The organism is Serratia sp. BNK-10 (assembly GCF_047456065.1).
In the GTDB taxonomy this organism is placed as follows: domain Bacteria; phylum Pseudomonadota; class Gammaproteobacteria; order Enterobacterales; family Enterobacteriaceae; genus Serratia; species Serratia ureilytica.
In genome coordinates, this window is sequence record NZ_CP179894.1 from 4,906,716 (window position 1) to 4,932,158 (window position 25,443).

Annotated in this window: 26 protein-coding genes and 1 pseudogene; 14 read left to right on the forward strand and 13 right to left on the reverse strand. The window is 58.7% G+C overall.

Features of this window, described 5'->3' with window-relative positions:
* The 6 genes from pstA (at position 1) to ACMGG9_RS23570 (ending at position 5,007) form a co-directional block, all read left to right on the forward strand.
* Positions 1-891: a phosphate ABC transporter permease PstA gene (pstA, locus tag ACMGG9_RS23545; protein WP_019455481.1), complete on the forward strand. Its 891-nt coding sequence runs from the start codon at positions 1-3 to the stop codon at positions 889-891.
* 54 nt (positions 892-945) lie between these two features.
* On the forward strand, positions 946-1,716 hold the full coding sequence (pstB, locus tag ACMGG9_RS23550; RefSeq protein ID WP_016929614.1) for a phosphate ABC transporter ATP-binding protein PstB: 771 nt from the start codon (positions 946-948) through the stop codon (positions 1,714-1,716).
* 11 nt (positions 1,717-1,727) lie between these two features.
* A complete protein-coding gene (phoU, locus tag ACMGG9_RS23555; RefSeq protein ID WP_004933833.1) occupies positions 1,728-2,462 on the forward strand; it encodes a phosphate signaling complex protein PhoU in 735 nt (244 codons plus the stop codon).
* Between the two features lie 168 nt (positions 2,463-2,630).
* Complete coding sequence (locus tag ACMGG9_RS23560) at positions 2,631-3,470, forward strand: ABC transporter substrate-binding protein (RefSeq protein WP_025304747.1); 840 nt, start codon at positions 2,631-2,633, stop codon at positions 3,468-3,470.
* An 81-nt stretch (positions 3,471-3,551) separates the two neighbouring features.
* Positions 3,552-4,265, forward strand: a complete 714-nt coding sequence (locus tag ACMGG9_RS23565; protein ID WP_033645154.1) for an amino acid ABC transporter permease — start codon at positions 3,552-3,554, stop codon at positions 4,263-4,265.
* 1 nt (position 4,266) lies between these two features.
* The gene (locus ACMGG9_RS23570) at positions 4,267-5,007 is read left to right on the forward strand and encodes an amino acid ABC transporter permease (protein ID WP_033645153.1); all 741 of its coding nucleotides are present in this window, start codon (positions 4,267-4,269) and stop codon (positions 5,005-5,007) included.
* Here the strand turns inward: ACMGG9_RS23570 and yieH are convergent.
* Entirely contained in the window at positions 5,004-5,672 is a 669-nt protein-coding gene (gene yieH / locus ACMGG9_RS23575) for a 6-phosphogluconate phosphatase (RefSeq protein WP_004933845.1), read from the reverse strand. The two genes, ACMGG9_RS23570 and yieH, sit on opposite strands and share 4 nt — an antisense overlap.
* A 46-nt stretch (positions 5,673-5,718) precedes the next feature.
* Positions 5,719-6,123, reverse strand: coding sequence for an NUDIX hydrolase (locus tag ACMGG9_RS23580; protein WP_033645151.1), 405 nt, complete (start codon positions 6,121-6,123; stop codon positions 5,719-5,721).
* A gap of 235 nt (positions 6,124-6,358) precedes the next feature.
* On the opposite strand from ACMGG9_RS23580, the gene ACMGG9_RS23585 reads away from it, so the two are divergent.
* Positions 6,359-7,696, forward strand: a complete 1,338-nt coding sequence (locus ACMGG9_RS23585) for an NCS2 family permease (protein WP_033652325.1) — start codon at positions 6,359-6,361, stop codon at positions 7,694-7,696.
* 35 nt (positions 7,697-7,731) lie between these two features.
* On the opposite strand, the gene ACMGG9_RS23590 is transcribed toward ACMGG9_RS23585, so the two are convergent.
* The 4 genes and pseudogenes from ACMGG9_RS23590 to ACMGG9_RS23605 form a co-directional block, all read right to left on the reverse strand.
* Positions 7,732-8,784, reverse strand: a complete 1,053-nt coding sequence (locus tag ACMGG9_RS23590; protein ID WP_033645149.1) for a hypothetical protein — start codon at positions 8,782-8,784, stop codon at positions 7,732-7,734.
* 76 nt (positions 8,785-8,860) lie between these two features.
* Complete coding sequence (locus ACMGG9_RS23595; protein WP_033645148.1) at positions 8,861-9,427, reverse strand: NADPH-dependent FMN reductase; 567 nt, start codon at positions 9,425-9,427, stop codon at positions 8,861-8,863.
* Positions 9,428-9,588: 161 nt separating this feature from the next.
* Positions 9,589-10,314, reverse strand: coding sequence for a 4'-phosphopantetheinyl transferase family protein (locus ACMGG9_RS23600; protein WP_033645147.1), 726 nt, complete (start codon positions 10,312-10,314; stop codon positions 9,589-9,591).
* Between the two features lie 275 nt (positions 10,315-10,589).
* Positions 10,590-10,691: pseudogene (locus ACMGG9_RS23605) on the reverse strand.
* 192 nt (positions 10,692-10,883) lie between these two features.
* Between ACMGG9_RS23605 and ACMGG9_RS23610 the strand changes: the two are divergent.
* Positions 10,884-11,777 carry a hypothetical protein gene (locus ACMGG9_RS23610; protein WP_047026000.1) on the forward strand — a complete coding sequence of 298 codons (894 nt, stop codon included), beginning with the start codon at positions 10,884-10,886 and terminating at the stop codon, positions 11,775-11,777.
* A gap of 25 nt (positions 11,778-11,802) precedes the next feature.
* Here the strand turns inward: ACMGG9_RS23610 and ACMGG9_RS23615 are convergent, their stop codons facing one another.
* Positions 11,803-11,949, reverse strand: coding sequence for a hypothetical protein (locus tag ACMGG9_RS23615; protein WP_226772979.1), 147 nt, complete (start codon positions 11,947-11,949; stop codon positions 11,803-11,805).
* Between ACMGG9_RS23615 and ACMGG9_RS23620 the strand changes: the two genes are divergently transcribed.
* Entirely contained in the window at positions 11,948-12,955 is a 1,008-nt protein-coding gene (locus ACMGG9_RS23620; RefSeq protein WP_414161753.1) for a threonine/serine transporter, read from the forward strand. The two genes, ACMGG9_RS23615 and ACMGG9_RS23620, sit on opposite strands and share 2 nt — an antisense overlap.
* Positions 12,956-12,965: 10 nt before the next feature.
* Here ACMGG9_RS23620 and ACMGG9_RS23625 read toward each other — a convergent pair whose 3' ends face one another.
* The 6 genes from ACMGG9_RS23625 to rpmH all read right to left on the reverse strand — a co-directional run bounded on the left by ACMGG9_RS23625 (position 12,966) and on the right by rpmH (position 17,753).
* Positions 12,966-13,766: an MBL fold metallo-hydrolase gene (locus tag ACMGG9_RS23625; protein ID WP_016929603.1), complete on the reverse strand. Its 801-nt coding sequence runs from the start codon at positions 13,764-13,766 to the stop codon at positions 12,966-12,968.
* Positions 13,767-13,913: 147 nt separating this feature from the next.
* Positions 13,914-15,278 carry a tRNA uridine-5-carboxymethylaminomethyl(34) synthesis GTPase MnmE gene (gene mnmE / locus ACMGG9_RS23630; RefSeq protein ID WP_197752432.1) on the reverse strand — a complete coding sequence of 455 codons (1,365 nt, stop codon included), beginning with the start codon at positions 15,276-15,278 and terminating at the stop codon, positions 13,914-13,916.
* 96 nt (positions 15,279-15,374) lie between these two features.
* Positions 15,375-17,012, reverse strand: coding sequence for a membrane protein insertase YidC (gene yidC, locus ACMGG9_RS23635; RefSeq protein ID WP_033645144.1), 1,638 nt, complete (start codon positions 17,010-17,012; stop codon positions 15,375-15,377).
* A gap of 2 nt (positions 17,013-17,014) precedes the next feature.
* Positions 17,015-17,272 carry a membrane protein insertion efficiency factor YidD gene (yidD, locus tag ACMGG9_RS23640; protein ID WP_004933881.1) on the reverse strand — a complete coding sequence of 86 codons (258 nt, stop codon included), beginning with the start codon at positions 17,270-17,272 and terminating at the stop codon, positions 17,015-17,017.
* Positions 17,236-17,595 carry a ribonuclease P protein component gene (gene rnpA / locus ACMGG9_RS23645; protein WP_004933883.1) on the reverse strand — a complete coding sequence of 120 codons (360 nt, stop codon included), beginning with the start codon at positions 17,593-17,595 and terminating at the stop codon, positions 17,236-17,238. Before rnpA ends, yidD begins: the two co-directional genes overlap by 37 nt.
* Before the next feature lie 17 nt (positions 17,596-17,612).
* Entirely contained in the window at positions 17,613-17,753 is a 141-nt protein-coding gene (rpmH, locus tag ACMGG9_RS23650) for a 50S ribosomal protein L34 (protein WP_000831330.1), read from the reverse strand.
* A 682-nt stretch (positions 17,754-18,435) separates the two neighbouring features.
* On the opposite strand from rpmH, the gene dnaA reads away from it, so the two are divergent.
* The 5 genes from dnaA to yidA all read left to right on the forward strand — a co-directional run bounded on the left by dnaA (position 18,436) and on the right by yidA (position 25,439).
* Complete coding sequence (gene dnaA / locus ACMGG9_RS23655; RefSeq protein WP_004933889.1) at positions 18,436-19,830, forward strand: chromosomal replication initiator protein DnaA; 1,395 nt, start codon at positions 18,436-18,438, stop codon at positions 19,828-19,830.
* A 4-nt stretch (positions 19,831-19,834) separates the two neighbouring features.
* Positions 19,835-20,935 (forward strand): DNA polymerase III subunit beta, encoded by a 1,101-nt coding sequence (gene dnaN, locus ACMGG9_RS23660; RefSeq protein WP_004933892.1) that lies wholly within the window; start codon positions 19,835-19,837, stop codon positions 20,933-20,935.
* Between the two features lie 45 nt (positions 20,936-20,980).
* The gene (recF, locus tag ACMGG9_RS23665) at positions 20,981-22,066 is read left to right on the forward strand and encodes a DNA replication/repair protein RecF (RefSeq protein ID WP_004933895.1); all 1,086 of its coding nucleotides are present in this window, start codon (positions 20,981-20,983) and stop codon (positions 22,064-22,066) included.
* Positions 22,067-22,084: 18 nt separating this feature from the next.
* On the forward strand, positions 22,085-24,499 hold the full coding sequence (gene gyrB, locus ACMGG9_RS23670) for a DNA topoisomerase (ATP-hydrolyzing) subunit B (protein ID WP_004933898.1): 2,415 nt from the start codon (positions 22,085-22,087) through the stop codon (positions 24,497-24,499).
* 124 nt (positions 24,500-24,623) lie between these two features.
* Positions 24,624-25,439 carry a sugar-phosphatase gene (gene yidA, locus ACMGG9_RS23675; protein ID WP_047025996.1) on the forward strand — a complete coding sequence of 272 codons (816 nt, stop codon included), beginning with the start codon at positions 24,624-24,626 and terminating at the stop codon, positions 25,437-25,439.
* Positions 25,440-25,443: the final 4 nt, after the last annotated feature.

A 25,443-nucleotide genomic window follows, 5' to 3' on the forward strand; every position in this document is an offset into this window, starting at 1 on the left:
ATGGCGACGATGGATATGCAAAACGCAGTCGTTCTGGCGGAAAGCCGCCGCAAAATGCAGGCCTGGCGCCGGCAGAAAAACCGCCTCGCGCTGTTCTTGTCGATGGCGACCATGGCGTTCGGGCTGTTCTGGCTGATCTGGATCCTTATCGCCACCGTGACCAAAGGCTTCGACGGCATGTCGCTGGCGCTGTTCACCGAGATGACCCCGCCGCCGAACACCGCGGGCGGCGGCTTGGCCAACGCCATCGCCGGCAGCGGCCTGTTGATCCTGTGGGCGACCATTTTCGGCACGCCGCTGGGCATCATGGCCGGTATTTACCTGGCGGAATACGGACGTAAATCCTGGTTGGCGGAAGTGATCCGCTTTATCAACGATATTCTGTTGTCCGCACCGTCGATCGTGGTGGGCCTGTTCGTTTACACCATTGTGGTGGCGAAGATGGAACACTTCTCCGGTTGGGCCGGCATCGTGGCACTGGCGCTGCTGCAGGTGCCGATCGTCATTCGCACCACCGAGAACATGCTGAAGCTGGTGCCGGATACGCTGCGCGAGGCCGCTTATGCGCTGGGCACGCCGAAATGGCGCATGATTTCTGCCATCACGCTGAAGGCGTCGGTGTCCGGCATCATCACCGGCGTGCTGCTGGCGATTGCGCGCATTGCGGGGGAAACGGCGCCGCTGCTGTTCACCTCGCTGTCGAACCAGTTCTGGAGCACCGACCTGATGCAGCCGATCGCCAACCTGCCGGTGACCATCTTCAAATTCGCCATGAGCCCGTTCGCCGAATGGCAACAGCTGGCCTGGGCCGGGGTGCTGTTGATCACCCTGTGCGTACTGTTACTGAATATCCTGGCGCGCGTGATTTTCGCCAAGAAAAAGCATTCATAAAATTTTGAGCGCCGCTTTGGCGGCGCTGATGAAAAGAGAGAAGTCTTGATGAGTATGGTTACTGACGCTTCCAGCAGCAAAATTCAGGTACGCGATCTGAACTTCTACTACGGCAAATTCCATGCGCTGAAGAACATCACGCTGGATATCGCCAAGAATAAGGTCACCGCGTTTATCGGCCCATCCGGCTGTGGCAAGTCCACCCTGCTGCGCACCTTCAACAAGATGTACCAGCTGTACCCGGAACAGCGAGCGGAAGGCGGCATTCTGCTGGACGGCCAGAACATCCTGACCGACAACTCGGATATCGCGCTGCTGCGCGCCAAGGTCGGCATGGTGTTCCAGAAGCCGACGCCGTTCCCGATGTCGATTTACGACAACATCGCCTTCGGCGTTCGCCTGTTTGAAAAGCTGTCGCGCGCTGATATGGACGAACGCGTGCAGTGGGCGCTGACCAAAGCGGCGCTGTGGAACGAAACCAAGGACAAGCTGCACCAGAGCGGCTACAGCCTCTCCGGCGGCCAGCAGCAGCGTCTGTGCATCGCCCGCGGCATCGCCATTCGTCCGGAAGTGTTGTTGCTGGATGAGCCTTGCTCGGCGCTGGATCCGATCTCCACCGGCAAGATTGAAGAGCTGATCAGCGAGCTGAAGGCTGATTACACCGTGGTGATCGTGACGCACAACATGCAGCAGGCGGCGCGCTGCTCCGACTCTACCGCATTTATGTATCTGGGCGAGCTGATCGAGTTCAGTGATACTGATAACCTGTTCACTGCGCCGCAGAAAAAGCAGACTGAAGACTACATCACTGGCCGTTATGGTTGATAGGAAGCATCATGGATAACCTGAATTTAAACAAACACATTTCCGGCCAGTTCAACGCAGAGCTCGAGCATATCCGCACCCAGGTGCTGACCATGGGCGGGCTGGTGGAGCAGCAGCTGACCGACGCCATCACCGCGATGCACAATCAGGATGGCGAGCTGGCCAAGCGCGTGATCGAAGGCGACGCCAAGGTCAACATGATGGAAGTGGCGATCGACGAAGCCTGCGTGCGCATTATCGCCAAGCGCCAGCCGACCGCCAGCGATCTGCGTCTGGTGATGGCGATCATCAAAACCATTTCCGAGCTGGAACGCATCGGTGACGTGGCGGACAAGATCTGCCGCACCGCGCTGGAGAAGTTCTCGCACCAGCACCAGCCGCTGCTGGTCAGCCTGGAGTCGCTGGGGCGCCACACCGTGCAGATGCTGCACGACGTGCTGGACGCGTTCGCGCGCATGGATCTGGACGAAGCGATCCGTATTTACCGTGAAGATAAAAAGGTCGACCAGGAATACGAAGGCATCGTACGTCAGCTGATGACCTACATGATGGAAGATTCGCGCACCATTCCGAGCGTGCTGACCGCGCTGTTCTGCGCCCGTTCTATCGAGCGTATCGGCGATCGCTGCCAGAACATCTGCGAATTTATCTTCTATTTCGTCAAAGGACAGGATTTCCGTCATTTGGGCGGCGACGCCCTGGAAAAGCTACTGTCTCCGGGCGGTAAAGACGAAAAAGACGACTAACCCTTTCCGGGTAATATCCTTCCAAGGCGCGGTTTCCCGCGCCTTTATTCCATCTTAAGCGCGTAAAGATAAAAAGGTTATAAATATAGCTTTTTATATTATTTCCTGACCTATGTGGCGCTTGCTAGCTTATCCGCCAGCAGGACATCAACCACTTAGGAGCTTTCTATGAAACATCGCGCTTTGGCCTTAACGTTGTTAGCCAGTCTGACCGGTTTCGCCGCCGGCGCCGCGCACGCGGACAAACTTGACGATATCAAGCAAGCCGGCGTGGTGCGCATCGCGGTGTTCGACAGCAACCCGCCGTTCGGCTACATCGATCCGCAGAGCAAGAAGCTGGTGGGCTACGATGTGGATGTCGCCGACGCGATCGGCAAAGCGCTGGGGGTGAAAGTGGAGCTGCGCGCCACCAACCCGGCCAACCGCATTCCGCTGCTGGTGTCGAAGAAGGTTGACCTGATTGCCGCCAACTTCACCATTACCGACGAGCGCGCCAAGGAAGTGAACTTCAGCGTGCCGTACTTCGCCACTGGCCAGAAATTCATCGCCCGCAAAGGCGTGTTGAAAACGCCGGAAGACATCAAGAAGCTGCGCATCGGCGCGGATAAGGGCACGGTGCAGGAAATCACCCTGCGCGAGCGTTTCCCAACGGCGAAAGTGATCTCCTACGATGATACCCCGCTGGCGTTCGTGGCGCTGCGTAACGGCAACGTGCAGGCGATCACTCAGGACGACGCCAAGCTGGTCGGCCTGCTCGGCAACCTGCCGGCGGCGCAAAAGGCGGAGTTTGAAATTTCGCCGTTCAGCCTGACCAAAGAGTATCAGGGCGTGGGCATTCCCAAGGGTGAAGATCGCCTGACCGCCGCGGTGAACGAGACGCTGATCAAGCTGGAAAAAGACGGCGAAGCGGTTAAGATTTACGATCGCTGGTTCGGGCCGGAAACCAAATCCGCTCAACCGCGCGGCGATTTCAAAATCGCGCCTTTGGATCAGCAACCAAAAGCCTGACTTAACCGCTTGCGGTGAGATAGGCACGGAGGGGCGCAGCTTGCTGCGCCCCTGATGCATTCTGCAAGACAAGGATTGAACATGAACCTGGACTGGCTGCTGGCGCCGCAATATCTGAGCTGGCTGTGGCACGGTTTTCTGCTGACGCTGTGGCTTTCCGCCTGTGCGGGGCTGGCGGCTACGCTGCTGGGCTTTGTGCTGGCAGCGATGCGCGACAGCAGCCTGCGGCCGTTGCGTTGGCTGGCGATGGGGTACAGCTCGCTGTTTCGCAATACGCCGCTGCTGGTGCAGCTGTTCTTCTGGTACTTCGCCGCCGGGCAGATCCTGCCGTCCGCCGCCATGCAGTGGCTGAACAGCGCCCATCAGGTTGGCCCGCTTGAGTGGCCGTCGTTCGAGTTTCTCGCCGGTTTCTTCGGCCTGACGCTGTACTCCACCGCCTTTATCGCCGAAGAGATCCGCTCCGGCATTCGCGGCGTCGCCGGCGGGCAGAAATATGCCGCTCAGGCGCTGGGGCTGACCGGCTGGCAGGCGATGCGCTATGTGGTGCTGCCGCAGGCGCTGAAAATCGCGCTGCCGCCGCTGCTGGGCCAATACATGAACGTGATCAAGAACTCGTCGTTGACCATGGCGATCGGCGTGGCCGAACTCTCTTACGCCTCGCGTCAGGTCGAAACCGAAACCCTGCGCACTTTCCAGGCGTTCGGCGTGGCGACGGTACTGTATATCGCCATCATCGCGCTGCTGGAAGGCTGGGGCATGTGGCGACAACAGCGTAAACCGCTGGGAGGGCATTGAGATGGATTTCAGCGTGATTCACGACAACCTGGGCTACCTGCTGTGGGGCACCTGGCCGGATGGGCCGCTGGGCGGCGCGGCGCTGACGTTGGCGATCAGTCTGATGGCCGGGGTCGCCTCGGCGGTGCTCGGCACCCTGCTCGGCGTGGCGCTGGCGATGTCGCGCGGCATCGCCGCCGGGCTGCTGGCGGCGGTGTTGGGCTTTTTCCGCGCCATTCCGGTCATCATGCTGATCTTCTGGACCTATTTCCTGTTGCCGATGGTGTTTGGCGTCGAGATCCCGGAAATCACCACCGTCGTGTGCGCGCTGGCGCTGATCGCCTCGGCCTATCTGGCCCATGCGGTGAAAGCCGGCATCGCCGCGATCGGCCCCGGCCAGTGGCAGGCCGGGCTTTCTCTGGGGCTGACCCGCTGGCAGACGCTGCGCATGATCGTGCTGCCGCAGGCGCTGCGCATGATGGTGCCGTCGTTCATCAACCAGTGGATTTCTCTGATCAAAGACACCTCGTTGGCTTATATCGTCGGCGTTGGCGAACTGACCTTCTTGGCGACCCAGGTCAACAACCGCAGCATGGTCTACCCGATGGAAGTCTTCCTGTTCGTGGCGCTGGTCTATTTCGTGTTCTGCCTGGCGCTCGATCTGCTGGCCAACGCGGTCAACCGCCGTTTCGGCGCGCAAACCCGCGGCCTGAAGCGCTCCTGGCGCTGGTGGCGCAACAAGCCGCCGTTGCCGGCCAGTTAATCGGCCGTCAGTCGCCAACCGCGTTCGCGCCACAGCGCGGGCAATTGAGCCAGGTCGTCAAACGTTGTCACCAGCGGGTGGTCGATCGGCGGGTTATGCGGATCGGCGCAGAAGTAAAAGACCGGGATGCCGGCATTGATGCCGGCCTGCGCGCCGGCGGGCGAATCGTCCACCAGGATGCAGCGCGTCACCGGCACCTGCATCTGTTCGGCGGCGTGAAACACGATCGCCGGGTCCGGCTTCCAGCGCTGAATGTCATAGCCGCTGAACAACCGGTCATCAAAATAAGGCAGCATGCCGGTCAGGCCGAGCGAGTGCTGCATCTTGCTGACCGGCCCGTTGGAGACGGTGCAGACTGGCACCGTCACCTGCGCCAGCAGCTCGCGGGCGCCGGCAATCTGTTGCAGTTCGCTGTCGAACAGCCGCGCCACTTCTTGCCGATACAGCGGCTCCAGCGTCTCTTTTGCCAGGTCAGTGCCCTGCTCGGCGTTGACCCGATCGATGATCTCGTACAGCTTCACCCCTTTGTATTTCTTGAATACCTCTTCCAGCGACAGATGAATGCCGTAGCGGGCGAACATATGGACATAGGCTTTGCTGCACAGCACTTCGCTGTCCACCAGCGTGCCGTCGCAGTCGAACAAAATGCAGTCAATCTGATTCATGCGGGACAGGTTCCTTCGGGTTAACGCCGCTGAGGCCGCTCAGCGATCACTTGATCAGGCTACGCGCCTTGAGATCGTGCAAAATCAGCGCGGCGACGTGTGAACACTGCGGCAGATCGCGGCTGTCGCACCACTTCAGCTCGGCGATTTCGGCGGCCGGCTGCAACTGCCCGGTAAAGTCGGCCTGGTAGCAACGAATGCGCACCTGAGTGCCGTCCTGCTTGCCGTCCGCCGGGCCGGTGAACTCGCCGTAAAACGCGATGGATTGCGGCTGCAGCGCAACGGTCAGCTCTTCGTCGATTTCGCGGCACAGCGCCTGCTCATCGGTTTCACCCGCTTCACGCTTTCCGCCCGGTACATAAAACAGCGTCTTGTTGTGCGAGCGCACCAGCGCCACTTTGTCATCTTTCAGCGCGATCAACGCGAGCTTATCGATAAAGGTCGAAGACATGCGGGTTCCTGTTTTTTTAGCGGGTAGGGTAAGAGATGCGATAGGCCATTTTATCGGCCGTGTCGGCAAACGGCAACGCGGCGGGCTGTGATGGAGAATGAATGCCTGTAAATACAAGCCGTTGACGCGTTTAGCCGTAAAGACGGCGAAAAAAACCTGTGACCGGCGTCAAAAGCCCCATTTTTTGTTATAGGATAGCCGGCGACTGTCCATTCCCATTTTCGGAATTCTGATAATGACCAAACCAGTATCTGGCCTTGACGCTGAGCAAGGCTTGCTTGGGCGCGTGTTTAAACTCAAGCAACATGGCACGACGGCGCGTACGGAAACGATTGCCGGTATCACCACTTTCCTCACCATGGTGTATATCGTGTTCGTTAACCCGCAAATTTTGGGCGCGGCGGGCATGGATACCCAGGCGGTATTTGTCACCACCTGTTTGATCGCCGCCTTCGGCAGCATCCTTATGGGCCTGCTGGCGAACCTGCCGGTGGCGTTGGCGCCGGCGATGGGCCTGAACGCCTTCTTCGCCTTCGTGGTGGTCGGCGCGATGGGCATCTCCTGGCAGGTGGGCATGGGCGCCATCTTCTGGGGCGCGGTCGGCCTGCTGCTGCTGACCATTTTCCGCATTCGCTACTGGATGATCGCCAACATTCCGGTCAGCCTGCGGGTCGGCATCACCAGCGGCATCGGTCTGTTCATCGGCATGATGGGGCTGAAAAACGCCGGCATCGTGGTGGCCAACCCGGACACGCTGGTGACCATTGGCAGCCTGACCTCGCACAATGTGCTGCTGGGGGCGCTTGGCTTCTTCATCATCGCCGTGCTCTCTTCGCGCAACTTCCACGCGGCTGTGCTGGTATCGATCGTGGTCACTACCCTGATCGGCTGGATGCTGGGCGACGTGAAATACGGCGGCCTGTTCTCCTTGCCGCCGAGCATCACCTCGGTAGTGGGCCAGGTCGACGTGGCCGGCGCGCTGAACATCGGGCTGGCCGGGGTCATCTTCTCGTTTATGCTGGTGAACCTGTTCGACTCCTCCGGCACCCTGATCGGCGTTACCGATAAAGCCGGTTTGACCGACAATCAGGGCAAGTTCCCGCGCATGAAGCAGGCGCTGTACGTTGACAGCATCAGCTCGGTGGCCGGCTCGCTGGCGGGCACTTCTTCCGTAACCGCTTACATCGAAAGCTCATCCGGCGTCGCCGTGGGCGGCCGCACCGGTTTGACGGCGGTGGTCACCGGCCTGCTGTTCCTGCTGGTGATCTTCCTGTCGCCGCTGGCGGGTATGGTGCCGGCGTATGCCGCTGCCGGCGCGCTGATCTACGTCGGCGTGCTGATGACCTCCAGCCTGGCGCGGGTGAAATGGGACGATCTGACCGAAGCGGTACCGGCGTTTGTCACCGCGGTGATGATGCCGTTCAGCTTCTCGATCACCGAAGGCATTGCGCTCGGCTTTATCTCCTACTGCGTGATGAAGCTCGGCACCGGCCGCTGGCGTGAAATCAGCCCGTGCGTGGTGGTCGTGGCGCTGCTGTTCGTGCTGAAGATCGTTTTCGTCGACGGCCATTGACAGCCAAAGGGCCGACGTCCGTCGGCCCTGAAACCCTAGACTCCCGGCGTTGCATCCGGCGCCCGATCCAGCACCCATTGCAATGGCCGCCTGAAGCGCGCCTGCCAACTGCCGGCGGCATCCTCCCCTTGGGCGAAGTGCAGCGTCTGAACCTGATTATCCTCTCCGAACAGATTGGCGAAGTGCAATGCCAGCGCCTGCTCGCTGAAGTTCTGCCGATCGTAATACGCCATCACGATTTTCTTTTTCGCCGCCAGCGACTGCTGGGCCGGCTTGATCTCGCCGTTGGGGGCGATCAATAGCGCGCCGGCGTAAAACTGCGGGTACTTCGCGATCAGATTGGCGGCGTGCAGCGCACCCTGGCCGCGAGCGCTGAGATAAATCCGTTGGGGGTTCAGCTTTAACTGTGGAGCCAGCTGTTGCACCGTACGCTGAAGGGCGGCCTGGGTGCTCTCGTCGCTGTAATTCGACCAGCGGAAGCTGTTTTCCGACAACATCTGCGTGCCGTTGATCTCGATATAGGCCACGCCCATTTCGCCGAACAGCAGCCGTTCCTCGGGGCTGATGGCGGCGGCCTTGCCGTAGGTATGCAGGAAGATCACCGTTGGCCAACCTTCGGGCGGCGCTTCGCCGTCCGGTATCGCGTAGCTGGCTTTGCCTTCATAGCGGCGGGCGTGCTGCAGATAGCGCGCTTTGGTGGCGGCCAGAATGGATTGGTAGGTGGCGGAGTGCTGGATGCTGTTGAAGGCGTCGTCCTCCAGCAGATTGTAGTAGTACCACAGGCCGCGATCGGCGCTCAGCTGCAGATAGCGCTCCGCCAGCTCGGTTTGCCCTTTCTCCGCCGACGATACCGCCAGCTGGTAGGGGGCCCAGACGTTGCGGCCGTCTTCGCGCATCAGCGTCAGGTACAGCGACATGGCGCCCAGCTTTTTATCTTCCTGGTTTTGCGCGGATCGCGACAGTTGGGCGTTAAGCGCACTGTGCGCAGGCAGCTCCAGCGGCTCTTCACCGGCGGGATAACGCATGTCTGCGGCGAAAGCGGGACTGGTGATGGAAACGAAAAATAACGCTAAAATGAAAAAATACATGATGCTATGGCTTTAATTTCAATAAATTGGCGGACTTCATGTCCTGTTGCGGCGCCCTGCGGGCGCCGCGAGACCGTCATTCCACGCGGCGAATGAAATCGCTGAACGCGGACAGCTGGCCGGTCAGGAAATCCAACGTTCCCTGATCGCTCAGTTCGCCGGCCTGTTCATCGACCTTGTTCTGGATCACGCCGCCCATAAACTCGGGCTTGTTCATCACCATCGCATCCAGGAACACCAGGATCTGGCGCAGGTGGTACTGGCAGCGCGCGCCGCCGATGGGCCCCATCGAGCTGGTTTGAATGGCCACCGGCTTGCCGGCCAGCGGTTGATTCGGCAAGCGAGACAACCAATCGATGGCGTTTTTCAACCCGCCGGGCACGGAATAGTTGTATTCGGGGGTGACGATGATCACGCCGTCGGCCTGGCGGATCTGCTCTGCTATCGCTTCGACCGCGGCAGGGAAACCCTCACCCTGTTGCATGTCGGCGTCGTACAGCGGGATATCGCGGATGGAAGGCAGCGCTTCAATGGTGACGCCCTGCGGAGCCAGGCCTGGCAGAGCGCGGGCCACCATGGCGTTGTAGGAGCCTTTGCGCAGGCTGCCGAGCAGAGTGACGATTTTTAAGGCTTGGTCTGACATGATGATTCTCCCTTTCGAATGAGCAGATTCAGCGGACAACATGGGCGAATAGTAGGCTAAAGCTCGGGTCGAGAATAGGCGATTGCTCAACATTTAGCTGTTTTTACAAATTACGGCAGAAATTCGTGCGGTAAAAACGGCTTTATCCGCCTTGCGCCACGTTAACCGGGCGTCTTCAGGCCCGTCAGTTTGACGAAGCGCGAGGACGCCGCCGGGCTGCGTGGCGAGATTTCCCCGTCTTTGTGCAGGCCGCGGCGTTCTTCGTAGCGCCAGCACAGCAGGCGATCCAGCCCGGGACTGCCGGCGCAGGCCCAGCTTAGGTATTCATCGGCGTCGCTCATCACCTGAACGTCCGGCGTGGCGCTGGAGCGCAGGTGCCCTGAGAACGGATGCAGACGCAGCGTAGACTGGCCGCTGTTGCCCAGGCCGGAAATTTTCAGCACGCTTTGCCGGATGCTCCACAGCTGAGTTTCCGCCTCCAGCCGATCGTCCTGCGCGCCGATCCAGGCACTTTCCGCCGGCGTCTGATGCGCGTGTTGCAGCGCGCTTTGCCGGGTGCCGCGCGCCCGCATCACTTCGATATCCAGTCCGACTTTGCCTTCGTCGCTGAGCAGCACGCCCACGGTGTTGCTGGCGTAGGCGAGGCTAAAATCGGGCAGCTGATGATCGGCGAAGCAGGGGCGGCCGGTCGGGGTGGTGGCTATAGGGGGAAGCGTCGGCAGGCCGTACAGGTAAAACATCATTTCGGCGAGCAGAATGCGCCCTTGCAGGTAACGCGTGCGGCGCTTAACGGAAAAGGTGCGGGTGGCGGCTATCACTTCGTCGGAGAGTCTCTGGGTATCCAGGACAGCGGAGGCCGGGGTCCATCGGGCAAAATGACACGCCATTGTTCACTCCATGACAGAGGGTCGCTAAGAACGCAGGGGTGTTAGATTAAGACTAAGTTGAGGATTTATCATCAAAAAACACTATGCGGATTATCCGATTTGTTGGCTTTTGCGCTGTGCAGGAGGGGATGGGGGCATGCAAGGCGAAGGTTATTCAGACCTCAAATCGCGTTGCGTAACGGGGTCGTGCATAAAATTAATCAGTTCCGAAGCCAGCCGCTTTCGAATCGACGGCGTCCAATGAACCCATAATATACCGCCTGATAAGAAAAAGTTGGCGGAGAGAGCAGGATTCGAACCTACGACACGATGACTCGTGTGGATTTAAGAAACGGTTAGTTTCTTAAATCTGGCTTAAACCACTCGCCCACCTCTCCGCATTCGTTTGTTGGAAACATAAAACCACATAATAAAAATGGTTAAAATAACCTGAACTTGAAAATGTGAGCAAACCCACAAAAACCCTATTTATTGTGGGTGTTTGTTAATTATCAGAGTCAGGTCACTAAATTTACATTAGCTATTGTTATAAAAAGTTGGCGTCATTGGCTACGAATAGGGAAGAGGGTATGCCAGATCTCGAATTAATGCCGCTGCAAAGCGCCGATTTTTATAAGACAGCTGAACGTGTTGTTTTTAAAGAATATAAATGTAACTGCAAAAAAGGTTGGAAGGGTGAAGATCGCTTTATCGTCTACAAAGCCGATCAGAATGGGATCGTTGAGGTTATCAACAATGAGGTTTCAAATAACAACGTTGAAGACCTTATCGCGCTGGCATCGTCTTTTTTGACGGATAAGGTGGTGATTTCCGGCGGGCATACCGTGGTTAATTTGGACGATCGTTTTTCTGTCAGCAGTGAAGTGGAAAAGTCCGCGCGCTTCTGCATCGACTACATTGCCGAATCCACCAGACGGCTCAGTGTTCAGCCTGACTTCTTGATGGAAATAAATGATTTCTATATGGAAAAAAGCGATGGCAGCGAGATAGACGGCGCTAACGAATTCAGGAAGATGGCGACATCGCCGTACATTATTCCGGAAAAAATAAACGCCTACATTCTGGCGTCGAATCAACGTCATGGCATTGATATCAATGCATTTTATGTCAGTGAAAAAAACATGGCGGATCGCTTTAAACGCCACATTAAAAACCGTATGGATAAAGAGGCGTATTTTCAGCGCCAAGACGGAGATGTGAAGATGACGGTGGGTGAACACACGTTCGATATCATCAAGGAAAATAAACCGACCTGCGCGGCGGGAAATGCTGCGACGTTCAGGGCTATTCGGTATCGCATTTCCTCCAATAAAATCTTTGATAATTACACGTCGCATATTGGCGTTTTTCCGCTGTGTTCACGCGTCAACGTGCTTAATGGCTATCGTGCGGCCGCGACTTTTTACGATAACTTCACTTTGCCTTCTTTACTGGTCTTCTTCGGCAAATCCTGTTTCGAATGACATTTTTGTGCCAGCTGGCTATGCGTCACGCATAGCCGTGATGGTCGAGCATCATCATGAAAATCTCACACCTGTATTGGCCTGTCACTTTCTTCTCCACGGCATTTGGCGCCGGGATTTTCTTTTTGCCACAGGCGGTGGGGCCGGGCGTGCTGGGGATGAAAGTGTTCATGCTGTTTATCGTTATCACCATGTCGGTATCGATGATGGCGCACTATCTTTTTTTCAAATTCATCATTTCGCACCCGGAGAAAGATTTCCTGGCGGCATCATCGACATTTATCGGCGAGCGGGCAGCGGCAATCGTCTGTGTGCTGTTTATTTTGTCGATGATTATTATCGTGCTGATAAATTTCATCACCTTGGTCAACGTCGTCGCGTCTTTTTTCCACAACGGATTCTGGGTCAGGGGCGGCATTTCGCTGTTGCTGAGTGCCGCGCTGTCGGCGGCATGGTTGGCGTTTAGTCAGCGAATCGAGCACCTGATTTCCAGAATGGCACTGGTTTCTATCGTACTGGTGGCGATCCTGGCGGTGTTTTTCCTGTTACAACCTGCGGGGGGGCAGCAGGCGGTGCAGGCGCCGCCTGGCATTTCATTGCAGACGTGGCTGCTGCTGCCGATTTTTCTTTTTACATTTAACTTTACCCCGTGCATCCAGCGCTTTGCGAAAAGCGCCGTACGACCGCAGGCGCGCAGTATTCTGTTTGGCAAGGTACTGATCATGGCGTTTATCGTCATGATCGTTATCGCCATCAGCCGTTTGCTGACGCTGGATGACATCTCAATCATTAACAGCCGCAATGTGGATGCGCTGTTTTATACCGCCGGTTTGACCGGCAACGCCACGGCGTGGTTAGGCGCTGCCCTGTTGCTGTGTTTACTGACCGGCGGCGCCTATATCGGCACGTTGACCGGCGTGATCGATGGCATTACGTCCTTCGGCGTGGCGGGCAAAAAGAGAATCATCGCAGGGAATATCGTTGTCTGTACGTTTATTGGCGCGATCAACCCGAGCATTATCAAGATCATCTCGGGCTGGTCGATACCCGTTATCGTGATGACCGTCTTTTTCATCCCATCACTGTATTTTTTGCTACGGGGCGACGGCAGGCAAAAGGGGATCGGCGTCGTCGTGCTGGGCTGCGGGATCGCGGTAATCGCAACGTTGTTGGTGTAAAGCTGCACGCTTAATCCAGAACCAGCCTATCGCCGGTGGCCGGCGCGATCCCTTCCGGCAGCCATAGCCGGCCCCAGGCGCCGGTACAGTGGCAGCCCATAATCTTTTCCGGCTGATGCTGGCGCAAAAAACGGCGGACGCGCCAGAGCGTGCGCGGGGAAGCGCAGCGCAGATGAAAACCGCCGATCAAGGCGTGGATCCTGTCGATTCCGGTGATTTGCTGGCAATGGCGCACGATATTCACGATCCCGCGGTGCCCGCAGCCGGTCACGATCACCAGACCGCGATCCGATTTGTAAATCAGCACCCCTTCGTCAATAACGTAATCTACCGCTGCGTTCTCCCCGGCGATCACCCCGTAGGCGCGGGGTGCGGGCACCGCGATTTCGCCTGACCACATAAAGCGATCGCCGATCGCCAGCGGCTCTCGGCTGTATTGCATGCGGTGGCGCGAGTAGTCGATATCCAAAGAGAGCTTTTTGATTTTCCGAGTGTGGCCCAGCACCTTCAGCGCCGCATAGCGCTCATCGCCGACCTGCGGGTGGCAGATGATACGGCTGTTGTCTGGCAGCCAGGCGACGCCGCCGCAGTGGTCATAGTGGCCGTGGGAGAGCACCGTCGCGGTGATACGGGAGAGATCGACACCCATCAGCGCCGCATTGCGCAGAAAGCTGTCGTCGGGGCCGGTATCGAACAGTATGGACGTCGTATCATCCTCAATCAGCAGGCTTAACCCGGCCTTGGCCTGCAATAGCGGGTTGGCGCCGGCGGCGCGGCGGTTTTCCAGCAGTACCCTGAGGGTCAATGCCATGTTGACTCGTTCCTGAGAGAGATTCCTGACTGGCCAGTATAGCGCGGGACGCTGCGGCGGCTCTGTGAGCCGGCGCGCAGAGCGAGCGCGGGAAAGAAAAACGGCCGGAACAAGGGCTTGTCCCGGCCGTGAAGGCGTCTGGCGGTGTTACTTGCCGATACAGAAGCTGGAGAAAATGCGGCCCAGCAGATCGTCGGAGGTGAATTCGCCGGTGATTTCGCTCAGGGCCAGCTGCGCCTGGCGCAGTTCCTCGGCCAGCAGCTCCCCCGCGTAAGCGCTCACTAACTGTTCTTTGCCCTGTACCAGATGCTGCGCCGCCAGTTCCAGCGCCTGCAGGTGGCGACGGCGCGCCAGGAAGCCGCCTTCCATGTTGCTGGTGAAGCCCATGCTCTGTTTAAGATGATCGCGCAGCACATCGACGCCTTCGCCGGTGCGGGCCGACAGGCGAATAAGTGAGTGGTTATTCACTTCCGTCATACCCAGCGTTTCACCGGTGATGTCGGCTTTGTTGCGCACCACGGTGATCGGCAGCGTGTCCGGCAGGCGCGCCATAAATTCCGGCCAGATCTCCGCCGGCTCGGTGGCGGCGGTGGTGGTGCCGTCAACCATAAACAGCACTCTGTCGGCCTGTTCGATCTCGTTCCATGCACGTTCGATGCCGATGCGTTCCACTTCGTCGCTGGCGTCGCGCAGGCCGGCGGTGTCGATGATGTGCAGCGGCATGCCGTCGATATGGATGTGTTCGCGCAGAACGTCGCGGGTGGTGCCGGCGATATCGGTGACGATCGCCGCCTCGCGTCCTGCCAGCGCATTGAGCAGGCTCGATTTGCCGGCATTGGGGCGCCCGGCGATCACCACCTTCATCCCTTCGCGCAGCAGGCTGCCCTGGCGCGCTTCACCGCGCACGCTGTCCAGATCCGCCATCACGTCGTTGAGCTGCGCCTCGATTTTACCGTCGGACAGGAAGTCGATTTCCTCGTCCGGGAAGTCGATCGCCGCTTCCACATAGATTCGCAGGTGAGTGAGCGCTTCCACGAGCTGGTGGATGCGGGTGGAGAACGCGCCCTGCAGCGAGTTCATCGCCGAACGCGCCGCCTGCTCGGAGCTGGCGTCGATCAGATCGGCAATCGCTTCGGCCTGCGCCAGATCGAGTTTGTCGTTGAGAAACGCACGCTCGGAGAACTCGCCCGGCCGCGCGATGCGCACGTCGGGCAGCGCCAGCACACGCTTGAGCAGCAGATCGAGGATCACCGGCCCGCCGTGGCCCTGCAGTTCCAGCACGTCTTCGCCGGTAAAGGAGTTCGGCCCCGGGAACCACAGCGCGATGCCCTGATCGAGGGTGGCGCCCGTAGCGTCGCGGAACGGCAGATAGTCAGCGTAGCGCGGCTTCGGCAGCTTGCCGAGCAACGCCTGGGCGACGTCTTTGGCCTTGCTTCCGGAAATGCGCAGAATGCCGACGCCGCCGCGTCCCGGCGGGGTGGCTTGGGCTACGATGGTATCGGTGGTGCTCATAACGGTTCTCTCTGACGATTAAGATGCAAAAAGGCGGTCTAATGACCGCCTTTGGGGTGACTGCAAGGGTCGGCGCGCCGAACCCCTACAATACGCTTAGCTTTTTTTCTTGTCGCGGCTGTGCAGACCGCGTTTTTCCAGACCACGGTAAATCAGCTGCTGCTGCAGGATGGTCACCAGGTTGCTGACGATGTAGTACAGCACCAGACCGGACGGGAACCACAGGAAGAACACTGTGAAGATCACCGGCATGAAGGTCATGATTTTCTGCTGCATCGGGTCAGTCACGGTGGTCGGCGACATCTTCTGAATGAAGAACATCGTCACGCCCATCAGGATTGGCAGGATGTAGTACGGGTCTTGCGCCGACAGGTCATGGATCCACAGGGCGAACGGCGCGTGGCGCAGCTCGACCGAACCCATCAGCATGTAGTACAGCGCCAGGAAGATCGGCATCTGAATGATCAGCGGCAGGCAGCCGCCGAGCGGGTTCACTTTCTCCGCCTTGTACAGCGCCATCATCTCTTGGCTCATGCGCTGCTTGTCATCGCCGATGCGTTCGCGCATCGCCTGCAGCTTCGGCTGCAGCATGCGCATTTTCGCCATCGAGGTGTACTGCGCCTTGGTCAGCGGGTACATGATGCCGCGCACGATGAAGGTGATGATGATGATGGAGAAGCCCCAGTTGCCGATAAAGCCGTGGATGAACTTCAGCAGTTTGAACAGCGGCTGGGAGATGAACCACAGCCAGCCGTAATCCACGGTCAGATCCAGGTGCGGCGCCAGTTGGGCCATCTGGTCCTGCAGCTCCGGGCCGACCCACAGGGTCGCGTTCAGCTGCTGCTGAGCGCCAGGCTGCACCACGACCGGCGTAGATTTGAAGCCGATGGTGGACAGGTTGTCACCCGGTTTGGCGGTGTAGAAGGTGTTGTCACCCTTGGTCGCCGGTACCCACGCGGTGGCGAAGTACTGCTGCAGCATGGCGACCCAACCGTCTTTGGTGGTGACGCTCAGGTTTTCGTCTTTGTCGAACGCGTATTTCTGGTACTTGTCCTCGCTGGACGAGTACGCCGCGCCGCGGAAGGTGTGCAGCGCGAAGTTGCTGCTGCCGGTATCGCGGTGCTTAGGCAATTCGGTGGTCTGCTTCAGCTGGCCGAACAGGGTCAGCTCCAGCGGCGCCGCGCCTTTGTTGTCGATGCTGTAATCTACGCCGACCGCATAGTGGTTGCGTTTGAGCACGAAGGTCTTGGTGTAGACCGCGCCGTCTTTATCGGTGTAGGTCAGCGGGATGCGCAGCTCGTCCTGGCCTTCCGGCAGGGTGTAGCTGTCCTGCGCCGCTTGGTACAGCGGGCGTTCGCCGTTGGCCGGGTTGTCCGGGCCGTTTTTACCGGTCAGGCCGCTTTGCGCCTGATAGACGAACGACGGAGTGGTTTCCAGCAGTTGGAACGGAGTCGATGAACCCAGAGTTTCCGGGTAGGCCAACAGTTTAGCCTGCTCGATATCGCCACCACGGGTGTTGATGGTCAGTGACAGCACGTCGGTGTTCACGGTAATCAGCTTACCCTGACCACTGGCTGGCACGGCCTGGCTGGCGGCATCACCGGCTACTGCGTTCGAAGTCTGTTGCGTGGTCTGTGCGGCCGGCTGCGGAGCGTTGTCCGTTTGCCATGCCTGCCAGATCATGAAAGACACGAACAGCAGAGCGATGAGGAGAAGATTGCGTTGCGAATCCATCGTTAGTGTTCTCTGTTATCGTCGGTTTTTGGCGGCACCGGATCATCGCCACCTGGGTTCAAAGGGTGGCATTTTAATACGCGTTTCAATGCTAACCAACTGCCTTTTATCATGCCAAACCTGCTTAATGCCTCAATTGCGTAATGAGAGCATGTCGGCTGGAAGCGACAACGAGGCCCTAGCAGCGGACTGATGACGAGCTGATAGGCTCGCACCAGCCCGATCAGGATGCGGGAGCCTGGCGACAGTGGCGACGCCATAATTTATCCAAAGCTTCCGTCAGCGCGCGGTTATCCAAATCCGCTATCCCCTTTTTGGCCACCACGACAAAATCCATCGCCGGTAATTCGTGCTGGCGCAGGCGGAAGCTTTCGCGGGTTAGGCGTTTGATCCGATTACGCTCGTGCGCGCGTTTGACGTGTTTTTTGGCGACGGTAAGACCGATGCGGGGATGCCCCAGCTGGTTCAGGCGGCCGAGGATGGTGATTTGCGGCGTGCCAGCCCGTTGTGGCTGCTGGAAGACGAAAGTGAAATGAGTGGGAGTTAACAAACGTAACTCCCTGGGAAAAGCGAGCTTAACCACTCAGCGGGTTAGCTTTATTACTTAGAAACAGTCAGACGAGCACGGCCTTTCGCACGACGGCGGGCCAGAACTTGACGACCATTTTTGGTGGCCATACGAGCACGGAAACCGTGGCTACGGTTGCGCTTCAATACGGACGGTTGGAAAGTGCGTTTCATAGCGATTTCTACCTAAACTTAAAATAATTACTGATCAGTAAACGCGTTTGGCTACTCGGCGTGAAGATGACCGACGCCTCAATCGCAATACATAAAGAAGCGGGATTGTAATAATTGTACAGTCCTGAGTCAATTCGCATCGCGCCAGCCTACCTGGTTGTCTGCCAATAACGGAACAAAATCCGGTCTTGGCCCGTGGTCACCGCAGAATCCTGTCTGGCTAATGACGCACCATAAGGAACCAGGTATCACACGTAGGGCGAAGATTATACGGACTCGGGGTGAAATCGCAAGGATCCCCGTGAGATCCTTTGCGCGCGATCCCAGGATCCGACGTGGATAACAGGGTATAACCGGTTGACAATGTAAAAAACGCGGCGCAGCGGCCGGGATCTGCGTGGTCATTCGGCGCCGGCGGCGAAAAGATCGCCGCCGGCCGCGGCCTGTGGATAAAATGGATCTAATCTGTGAGGAAGGGGAGGATCTCTTGCGCGGATTGCGCTATGATCCGTCATTCCGATCGCGATCCCTCATGCCGGGATCGTGAGGGACACAAACCGTGAAAGGCGGTTCGCATCCCCCACAGGCAAACAGCCGATGCCGGGTATGTGTCAAAAATCATGAGTTATAAAAAAGTTGCCCGTTTCTTTTCTTTATTGATCTTGTTCGAGTGGAGTCCGCCGTGTCACTTTCGCTTTGGCAGCAGTGTCTTGCCCGATTGCAGGATGAGTTACCTGCCACAGAATTTAGTATGTGGATTCGCCCATTGCAGGCGGAACTGAGTGACAACACCCTGGCGCTGTACGCGCCTAACCGTTTTGTGCTGGATTGGGTTCGCGATAAGTACTTAAACAATATCAATGGTCTGCTGAATGATTTCTGCGGCACGGATGCGCCTTTGCTGCGTTTTGAAGTCGGCAGCAAGCCGATCACGCAGGTGATCAGCCAGACCGTGACCGCCAGCGTCAGCAGCGCCCCTGCGGCCCCGGCGGCGCGCACGGCCGCGCCTTCGCGCCCGAGCTGGGACAACGCGGCGGCGCAGCCCGAGCTCTCTTACCGCTCCAACGTCAACCCCAAACACACCTTCGACAACTTCGTCGAGGGTAAGTCAAACCAGCTGGCGCGCGCGGCGGCTCGCCAGGTGGCGGACAATCCGGGCGGCGCCTACAACCCTTTGTTCCTGTATGGCGGCACCGGCCTGGGTAAAACTCACCTGCTGCACGCGGTCGGCAACGGCATCATGGCGCGCAAGGCCAACGCCAAAGTGGTCTACATGCACTCGGAACGCTTCGTACAAGACATGGTCAAAGCGTTGCAGAACAATGCCATCGAAGAGTTTAAGCGCTACTACCGTTCGGTCGATGCGTTGCTGATCGATGACATCCAATTCTTCGCCAACAAGGAGCGTTCGCAGGAAGAGTTCTTCCATACCTTTAACGCCCTGTTGGAAGGCAATCAGCAGATCATCCTGACTTCGGATCGCTACCCTAAAGAGATCAACGGGGTGGAAGATCGTCTGAAGTCCCGCTTCGGCTGGGGGCTGACGGTGGCGATCGAGCCGCCGGAGCTGGAAACCCGCGTGGCGATCCTGATGAAAAAGGCCGACGAAAACGACATTCGCCTGCCGGGCGAAGTGGCGTTCTTCATCGCCAAACGCCTGCGTTCCAACGTGCGTGAGCTCGAAGGGGCGCTGAACCGCGTGATCGCCAACGCCAACTTTACCGGCCGGGCCATCACCATCGATTTCGTGCGCGAAGCGCTGCGCGATCTGCTGGCGCTGCAGGAAAAGCTGGTCACCATCGACAATATCCAAAAGACGGTGGCGGAGTATTACAAGATTAAAGTCGCGGATTTGCTGTCCAAGCGGCGTTCGCGATCCGTTGCCCGCCCGCGCCAGATGGCGATGGCGCTGGCGAAGGAACTCACCAACCACAGCCTGCCGGAAATCGGCGATGCGTTTGGTGGCCGCGACCATACCACGGTGTTGCACGCCTGCCGGAAGATCGAGCAGCTGCGTGAGGAAAGTCACGACATCAAAGAAGATTTCTCCAATTTAATCAGAACATTATCTTCATAGCGCTATGAAATTTATCGTTGAACGTGAGCATCTGCTAAAACCGCTGCAACAGGTGAGCAGCCCGCTGGGCGGCCGCCCGACCTTGCCGATCCTGGGCAACCTGCTGTTGCAGGTGACGGAAGGCTCCCTGCTGCTGACCGGCACCGATCTGGAGATGGAGATGGTGGCGCGCGTCGCCCTGTCCCAGCCGCACGAGCCGGGCGCGACCACCGTGCCCGCGCGCAAATTCTTTGATATCTGCCGTGGCCTGCCGGAAGGGGCGGAGATCGCCGTCACGCTGGAGAGCGAGCGCATGCTGGTGCGATCCGGCCGCAGCCGTTTCTCGCTGTCCACGCTGCCCGCGGCGGACTTCCCGAACCTGGACGACTGGCAGAGCGAGGTGGAATTCACCTTGCCGCAGGCGACGCTGAAGCGCCTGATCGAAGCCACTCAGTTCTCGATGGCCCATCAGGACGTGCGTTACTACCTGAACGGCATGCTGTTTGAAACCGAAGGCGAAGAGCTGCGCACCGTCGCGACCGACGGCCACCGCCTGGCGGTGTGCTCGATGCCGATCGGCCAGCAGCTGCCGTCGCATTCGGTGATCGTGCCGCGTAAAGGGGTGATGGAGCTGGTGCGCTTGCTGGACGGCGGCGATTCGCTGCTGCAGCTGCAGATCGGCAGCAACAACATTCGCGCCCACGTCGGCGATTTCATCTTCACGTCCAAGTTGGTTGACGGCCGTTTCCCGGACTATCGCCGCGTCTTGCCGAAGAACCCGGACAAAACGCTGGAAGCCGGCTGCGATCTGCTCAAGCAGGCGTTCGCCCGCGCGGCCATTCTCTCGAACGAGAAATTCCGCGGCGTGCGGCTGTACGTCAGCCAGAATCAGCTGAAGATCACCGCCAACAACCCGGAACAGGAAGAGGCGGAAGAGATCCTCGACGTCAGCTACGACGGCGCGGAGATGGAGATCGGCTTCAACGTCAGCTACGTGCTGGACGTGTTGAACGCGCTCAAGTGTGAAGACGTGCGCCTGCTGTTGACCGACTCGGTCTCCAGCGTGCAGATCGAAGACGGCGCCAGCCAGGCGGCGGCCTACGTTGTCATGCCAATGCGGTTGTAGTCTCGTTACCTTGAATTACAGCACCGTCATCGGTAAAGAGATTGCATGGCTCTGACGCGTTTATTGATTAAAGATTTCCGCAATATCGAGGCGGCGGATTTGGCGCTGGCGCCGGGATTCAACTTCCTGGTCGGCGCTAACGGCAGCGGCAAGACCAGCGTGCTGGAGGCGGTGTATACGCTCGGCCATGGCCGCGCCTTTCGCAGTCTGCAGGCCGGTCGGGTGATCCGCCACGACCAACCGGAGTTCGTGCTGCATGGCCGCATCGAAGGCGCGGAGCGCGAGCTATCGGTAGGATTGAGCAAGAGCCGTCAGGGTGACAGCAAAGTACGCATCGATGGCAGCGACGGCCACAAGGTGGCCGAGCTGGCGCAGCTGCTGCCCATGCAGCTGATCACCCCCGAAGGTTTTACCCTGCTGAACGGCGGGCCGAAATTTCGGCGCGCTTTCCTGGACTGGGGCTGTTTTCATAACGAACCCGGTTTTTTCACCGCCTGGAGCAACCTGAAACGGTTACTGAAGCAGCGCAATGCCGCGCTGCGCCAGGTGAGTCGCTATGCGCAGATCCGCGCCTGGGATCAGGAACTGATCCCGCTCGCGGAGCGCATCAGCGAATGGCGGGCGGAATACAGCGACGCGATCGCCGCGGATATCACCGCGACCTGCGCGCAGTTTCTGCCTGAATTCGCCCTGAGCTTCTCCTTCCAGCGCGGCTGGGACAAAGAGAGCGACTACGGCGAGCTGCTGGAGCGCCAGTTTGAGCGCGACAGGGCGTTGACCTATACCGCGGTGGGGCCGCATAAAGCGGACTTTCGCATTCGTGCCGACGGCACGCCGGTAGAGGATTTGTTATCGCGCGGTCAGCTTAAGCTGCTGATGTGCGCGTTGCGCTTGGCGCAGGGTGAGTTTCTCACCCGGCAGAGCGGGCGGCGTTGCCTGTATCTGATTGATGATTTTGCCTCCGAGCTGGACACCGGCCGTCGCCGGTTGCTGGCCGATCGCCTGAAAGCCACCCAGGCCCAGGTTTTTGTCAGCGCGGTCAGCGCTGAACAAGTGACCGACATGGCCGGTGAAAAGGGCAAGATGTTCCGCGTGGAACAGGGTAAAATAGAGGTTCAACCACAGGACTAAAATGAGCGAGAAACGTTGATGTCGAATTCTTATGACTCCTCAAGTATCAAGGTATTAAAAGGGCTGGATGCGGTGCGCAAGCGCCCGGGCATGTATATCGGCGATACCGATGACGGCACCGGTCTGCACCACATGGTATTCGAGGTTGTGGACAACGCTATCGACGAAGCGCTCGCGGGCCACTGTAGTGACATTCAGGTCACCATCCATGCCGACAACTCGGTATCGGTGCAGGATGACGGCCGCGGCATTCCGACCGGCATTCACCCGGAAGAAGGGGTTTCAGCCGCAGAGGTCATCATGACCGTGCTGCACGCCGGCGGTAAATTCGACGACAACTCCTATAAAGTTTCCGGCGGCCTGCACGGCGTGGGCGTCTCGGTGGTTAACGCCCTGTCGGAGAAACTGGAGCTGGTGATCCGCCGCGAAGGCAAAGTGCACGAACAAACTTACAGCCACGGCGAGCCGCAGGCGCCGCTGAACGTGGTGGGCGAAACCGAGCAGACCGGCACCATGGTGCGCTTCTGGCCGAGTCACCAAACTTTCACCAATGTGACCGAATTCGAGTACGACATTCTGGCCAAGCGTCTGCGCGAGCTGTCCTTCCTCAACTCCGGCGTGTCTATTCGCCTGAAGGACAAGCGCACCGACCGTGAAGACCACTTCCATTACGAAGGCGGCATCAAGGCGTTTGTCGAGTACCTGAACAAGAACAAAACCCCGATCCACCCGAACGTGTTCTACTTCTCCACCGTGAAAGACGACATCGGCGTGGAAGTGGCGCTGCAGTGGAACGACGGTTTCCAGGAAAACATCTACTGCTTCACCAACAACATTCCGCAGCGCGACGGCGGCACGCACCTGGTCGGTTTCCGTACCGCGATGACCCGTACGCTGAACAGCTACATGGAGAAGGAAGGTTACAGCAAGAAGGCCAAAGTCAGCGCCACCGGCGATGACGCGCGTGAAGGCCTGATCGCCGTGGTGTCGGTGAAGGTGCCGGATCCGAAGTTCTCTTCTCAGACCAAGGACAAGTTGGTCTCTTCCGAGGTGAAAACCGCGGTTGAAACGCTGATGAACGAGAAGCTGGTGGATTACCTGATGGAGAATCCGGGCGACGCGAAAATCGTGGTCGGCAAAATCATCGACGCGGCGCGCGCGCGCGAAGCGGCGCGTAAAGCGCGTGAGATGACCCGCCGCAAAGGCGCGCTGGATCTGGCCGGCCTGCCGGGCAAACTGGCGGACTGCCAGGAACGCGATCCGGCGCTGTCAGAACTGTACCTGGTGGAAGGGGACTCCGCGGGCGGCTCTGCCAAGCAGGGGCGCAACCGCAAGAATCAGGCTATCTTGCCGCTGAAGGGGAAAATCCTCAACGTCGAGAAAGCGCGTTTCGACAAAATGCTCTCTTCGCAGGAAGTGGCGACGCTGATCACCGCGCTGGGTTGCGGCATCGGCCGCGACGAGTACAGCCCGGACAAGCTGCGTTACCACAGCATCATCATCATGACCGATGCCGACGTCGACGGTTCGCACATCCGTACGCTGCTGTTGACCTTCTTCTACCGCCAGATGCCGGAAATCATCGAGCGTGGCCACGTGTTCATCGCACAGCCGCCGCTGTACAAGGTGAAGAAAGGCAAGCAGGAGCAGTACATCAAAGATGACGAGGCGATGGATCAGTATCAGATCGCCATCGCGATGGACGGCGCTACGCTGCACACCAATGCCAGCGCACCGGCGCTCGGCGGCGAGCAGTTGGAGAAACTGGTGGCCGAGCACTACGGCGTGCAGAAGCTGATTGGCCGCATGGAGCGCCGCTACCCGCGCGCGCTGCTGAACAGCCTGATCTACCAGCCGACGCTGAACGAAGGCGATCTCAGCGATGAAGCCAAGGTGAAAACCTGGATCGCGTCGCTGGTGCAGGCGCTGAACGACAAAGAGCAGCACGGCAGCAGCTATGACTTCGTGATCTTCGAGAACCGCGAGCGCCAGATGTTCGAGCCGGCGTTGCGCATCCGTACCCACGGCGTGGATACCGACTATAAGCTGGACTTCGACTTCATCCACGGCGGTGAATACCGCAAGATCTGCCAGCTGGGCGAGCAGCTGCGCGGGCTGATCGAAGAGGGCGCGTTCATCGAGCGCGGCGAACGCCGTCAGCCGGTAGACAGCTTCGAACAGGCGCTGGAGTGGCTGGTGAAAGAGTCGCGCCGCGGCCTGTCGGTACAGCGTTATAAAGGTCTGGGCGAGATGAACCCGGAGCAGCTGTGGGAAACCACCATGGATCCGGAAAGCCGCCGCATGCTGCGCGTGACCGTCAAGGACGCCATCGCTGCCGATCAGCTGTTCACCACGCTGATGGGCGATGCGGTTGAACCGCGTCGCGCCTTTATCGAAGAAAACGCCCTGAAAGCGGCGAACATCGATATCTGATGCGTTAATGGCTGTGAAAATCCGCGCCGGGCGACCCGCGCGGATTTTTTTTGGCCTTTTTTGGCGCTGACAGCCGAGGCTGAAACGCGTTAGCATGAATAAAAACCACTGGGAGAAGCGTTGAATGGCTATTGAACTGATTGCGATCGACATGGACGGCACGTTGCTGGATCCGCAGCATCAAATCACGCCGGCGGTAAAGCAGGCTATCGCGGCGGCGCGGCGCAAAGGGGTGCACGTGGTGCTGGCCACCGGGCGGCCTTATGTCGGCGTGCAGGATTATCTGCGCCAGTTGGACATTCAAGGCCCCGGCGATTTCTGTATCACCTATAACGGCGCGCTGGTGCTGCGTGCGGTCGACGGCGCCTGCATTCTGCAAGAAACGCTGGGCTTTGAGGATTATCTGCACTTTGAGCAGATGGCGCGCGAGTTCGGCGTTCACTTCCAGGCGTTTGATTTCGATACCCTGTATACCCCGAACAAGGATATCGGCAAGTACACCATACACGAAGCGGAAATGACCGGCATTCCGCTGAAATACCGCAGCGTGGAAGAGATGGATCGCCAAATGCGTTTCCCTAAAGTGATGATGATCGACGAGCCGGAGCTGTTGGACCGCGCTATCGCGCGCATCCCGGAAGAAACGCGCGCGCGTTACACCATCCTGAAAAGCGCGCCTTACTACCTTGAGATTTTGCACAAAAACGTCGATAAAGGCGCCGGGGTGAGAATGCTGGCCGAGCATCTCGGCGTGGCGCGGGAGAACATCATGACGTTGGGGGATCAGGCCAACGATACGGCGATGATAGAATATGCCGGCGTCGGCGTGGCGATGGGCAATGCCATTCCCGAGCTGAAAGCGGTGGCGCAGTTTGTCACCAGCGCCAATACCGAAGACGGCGTGGCACGCGCTATCGAGAAGTTCGTGCTCAACGCCTGATAGC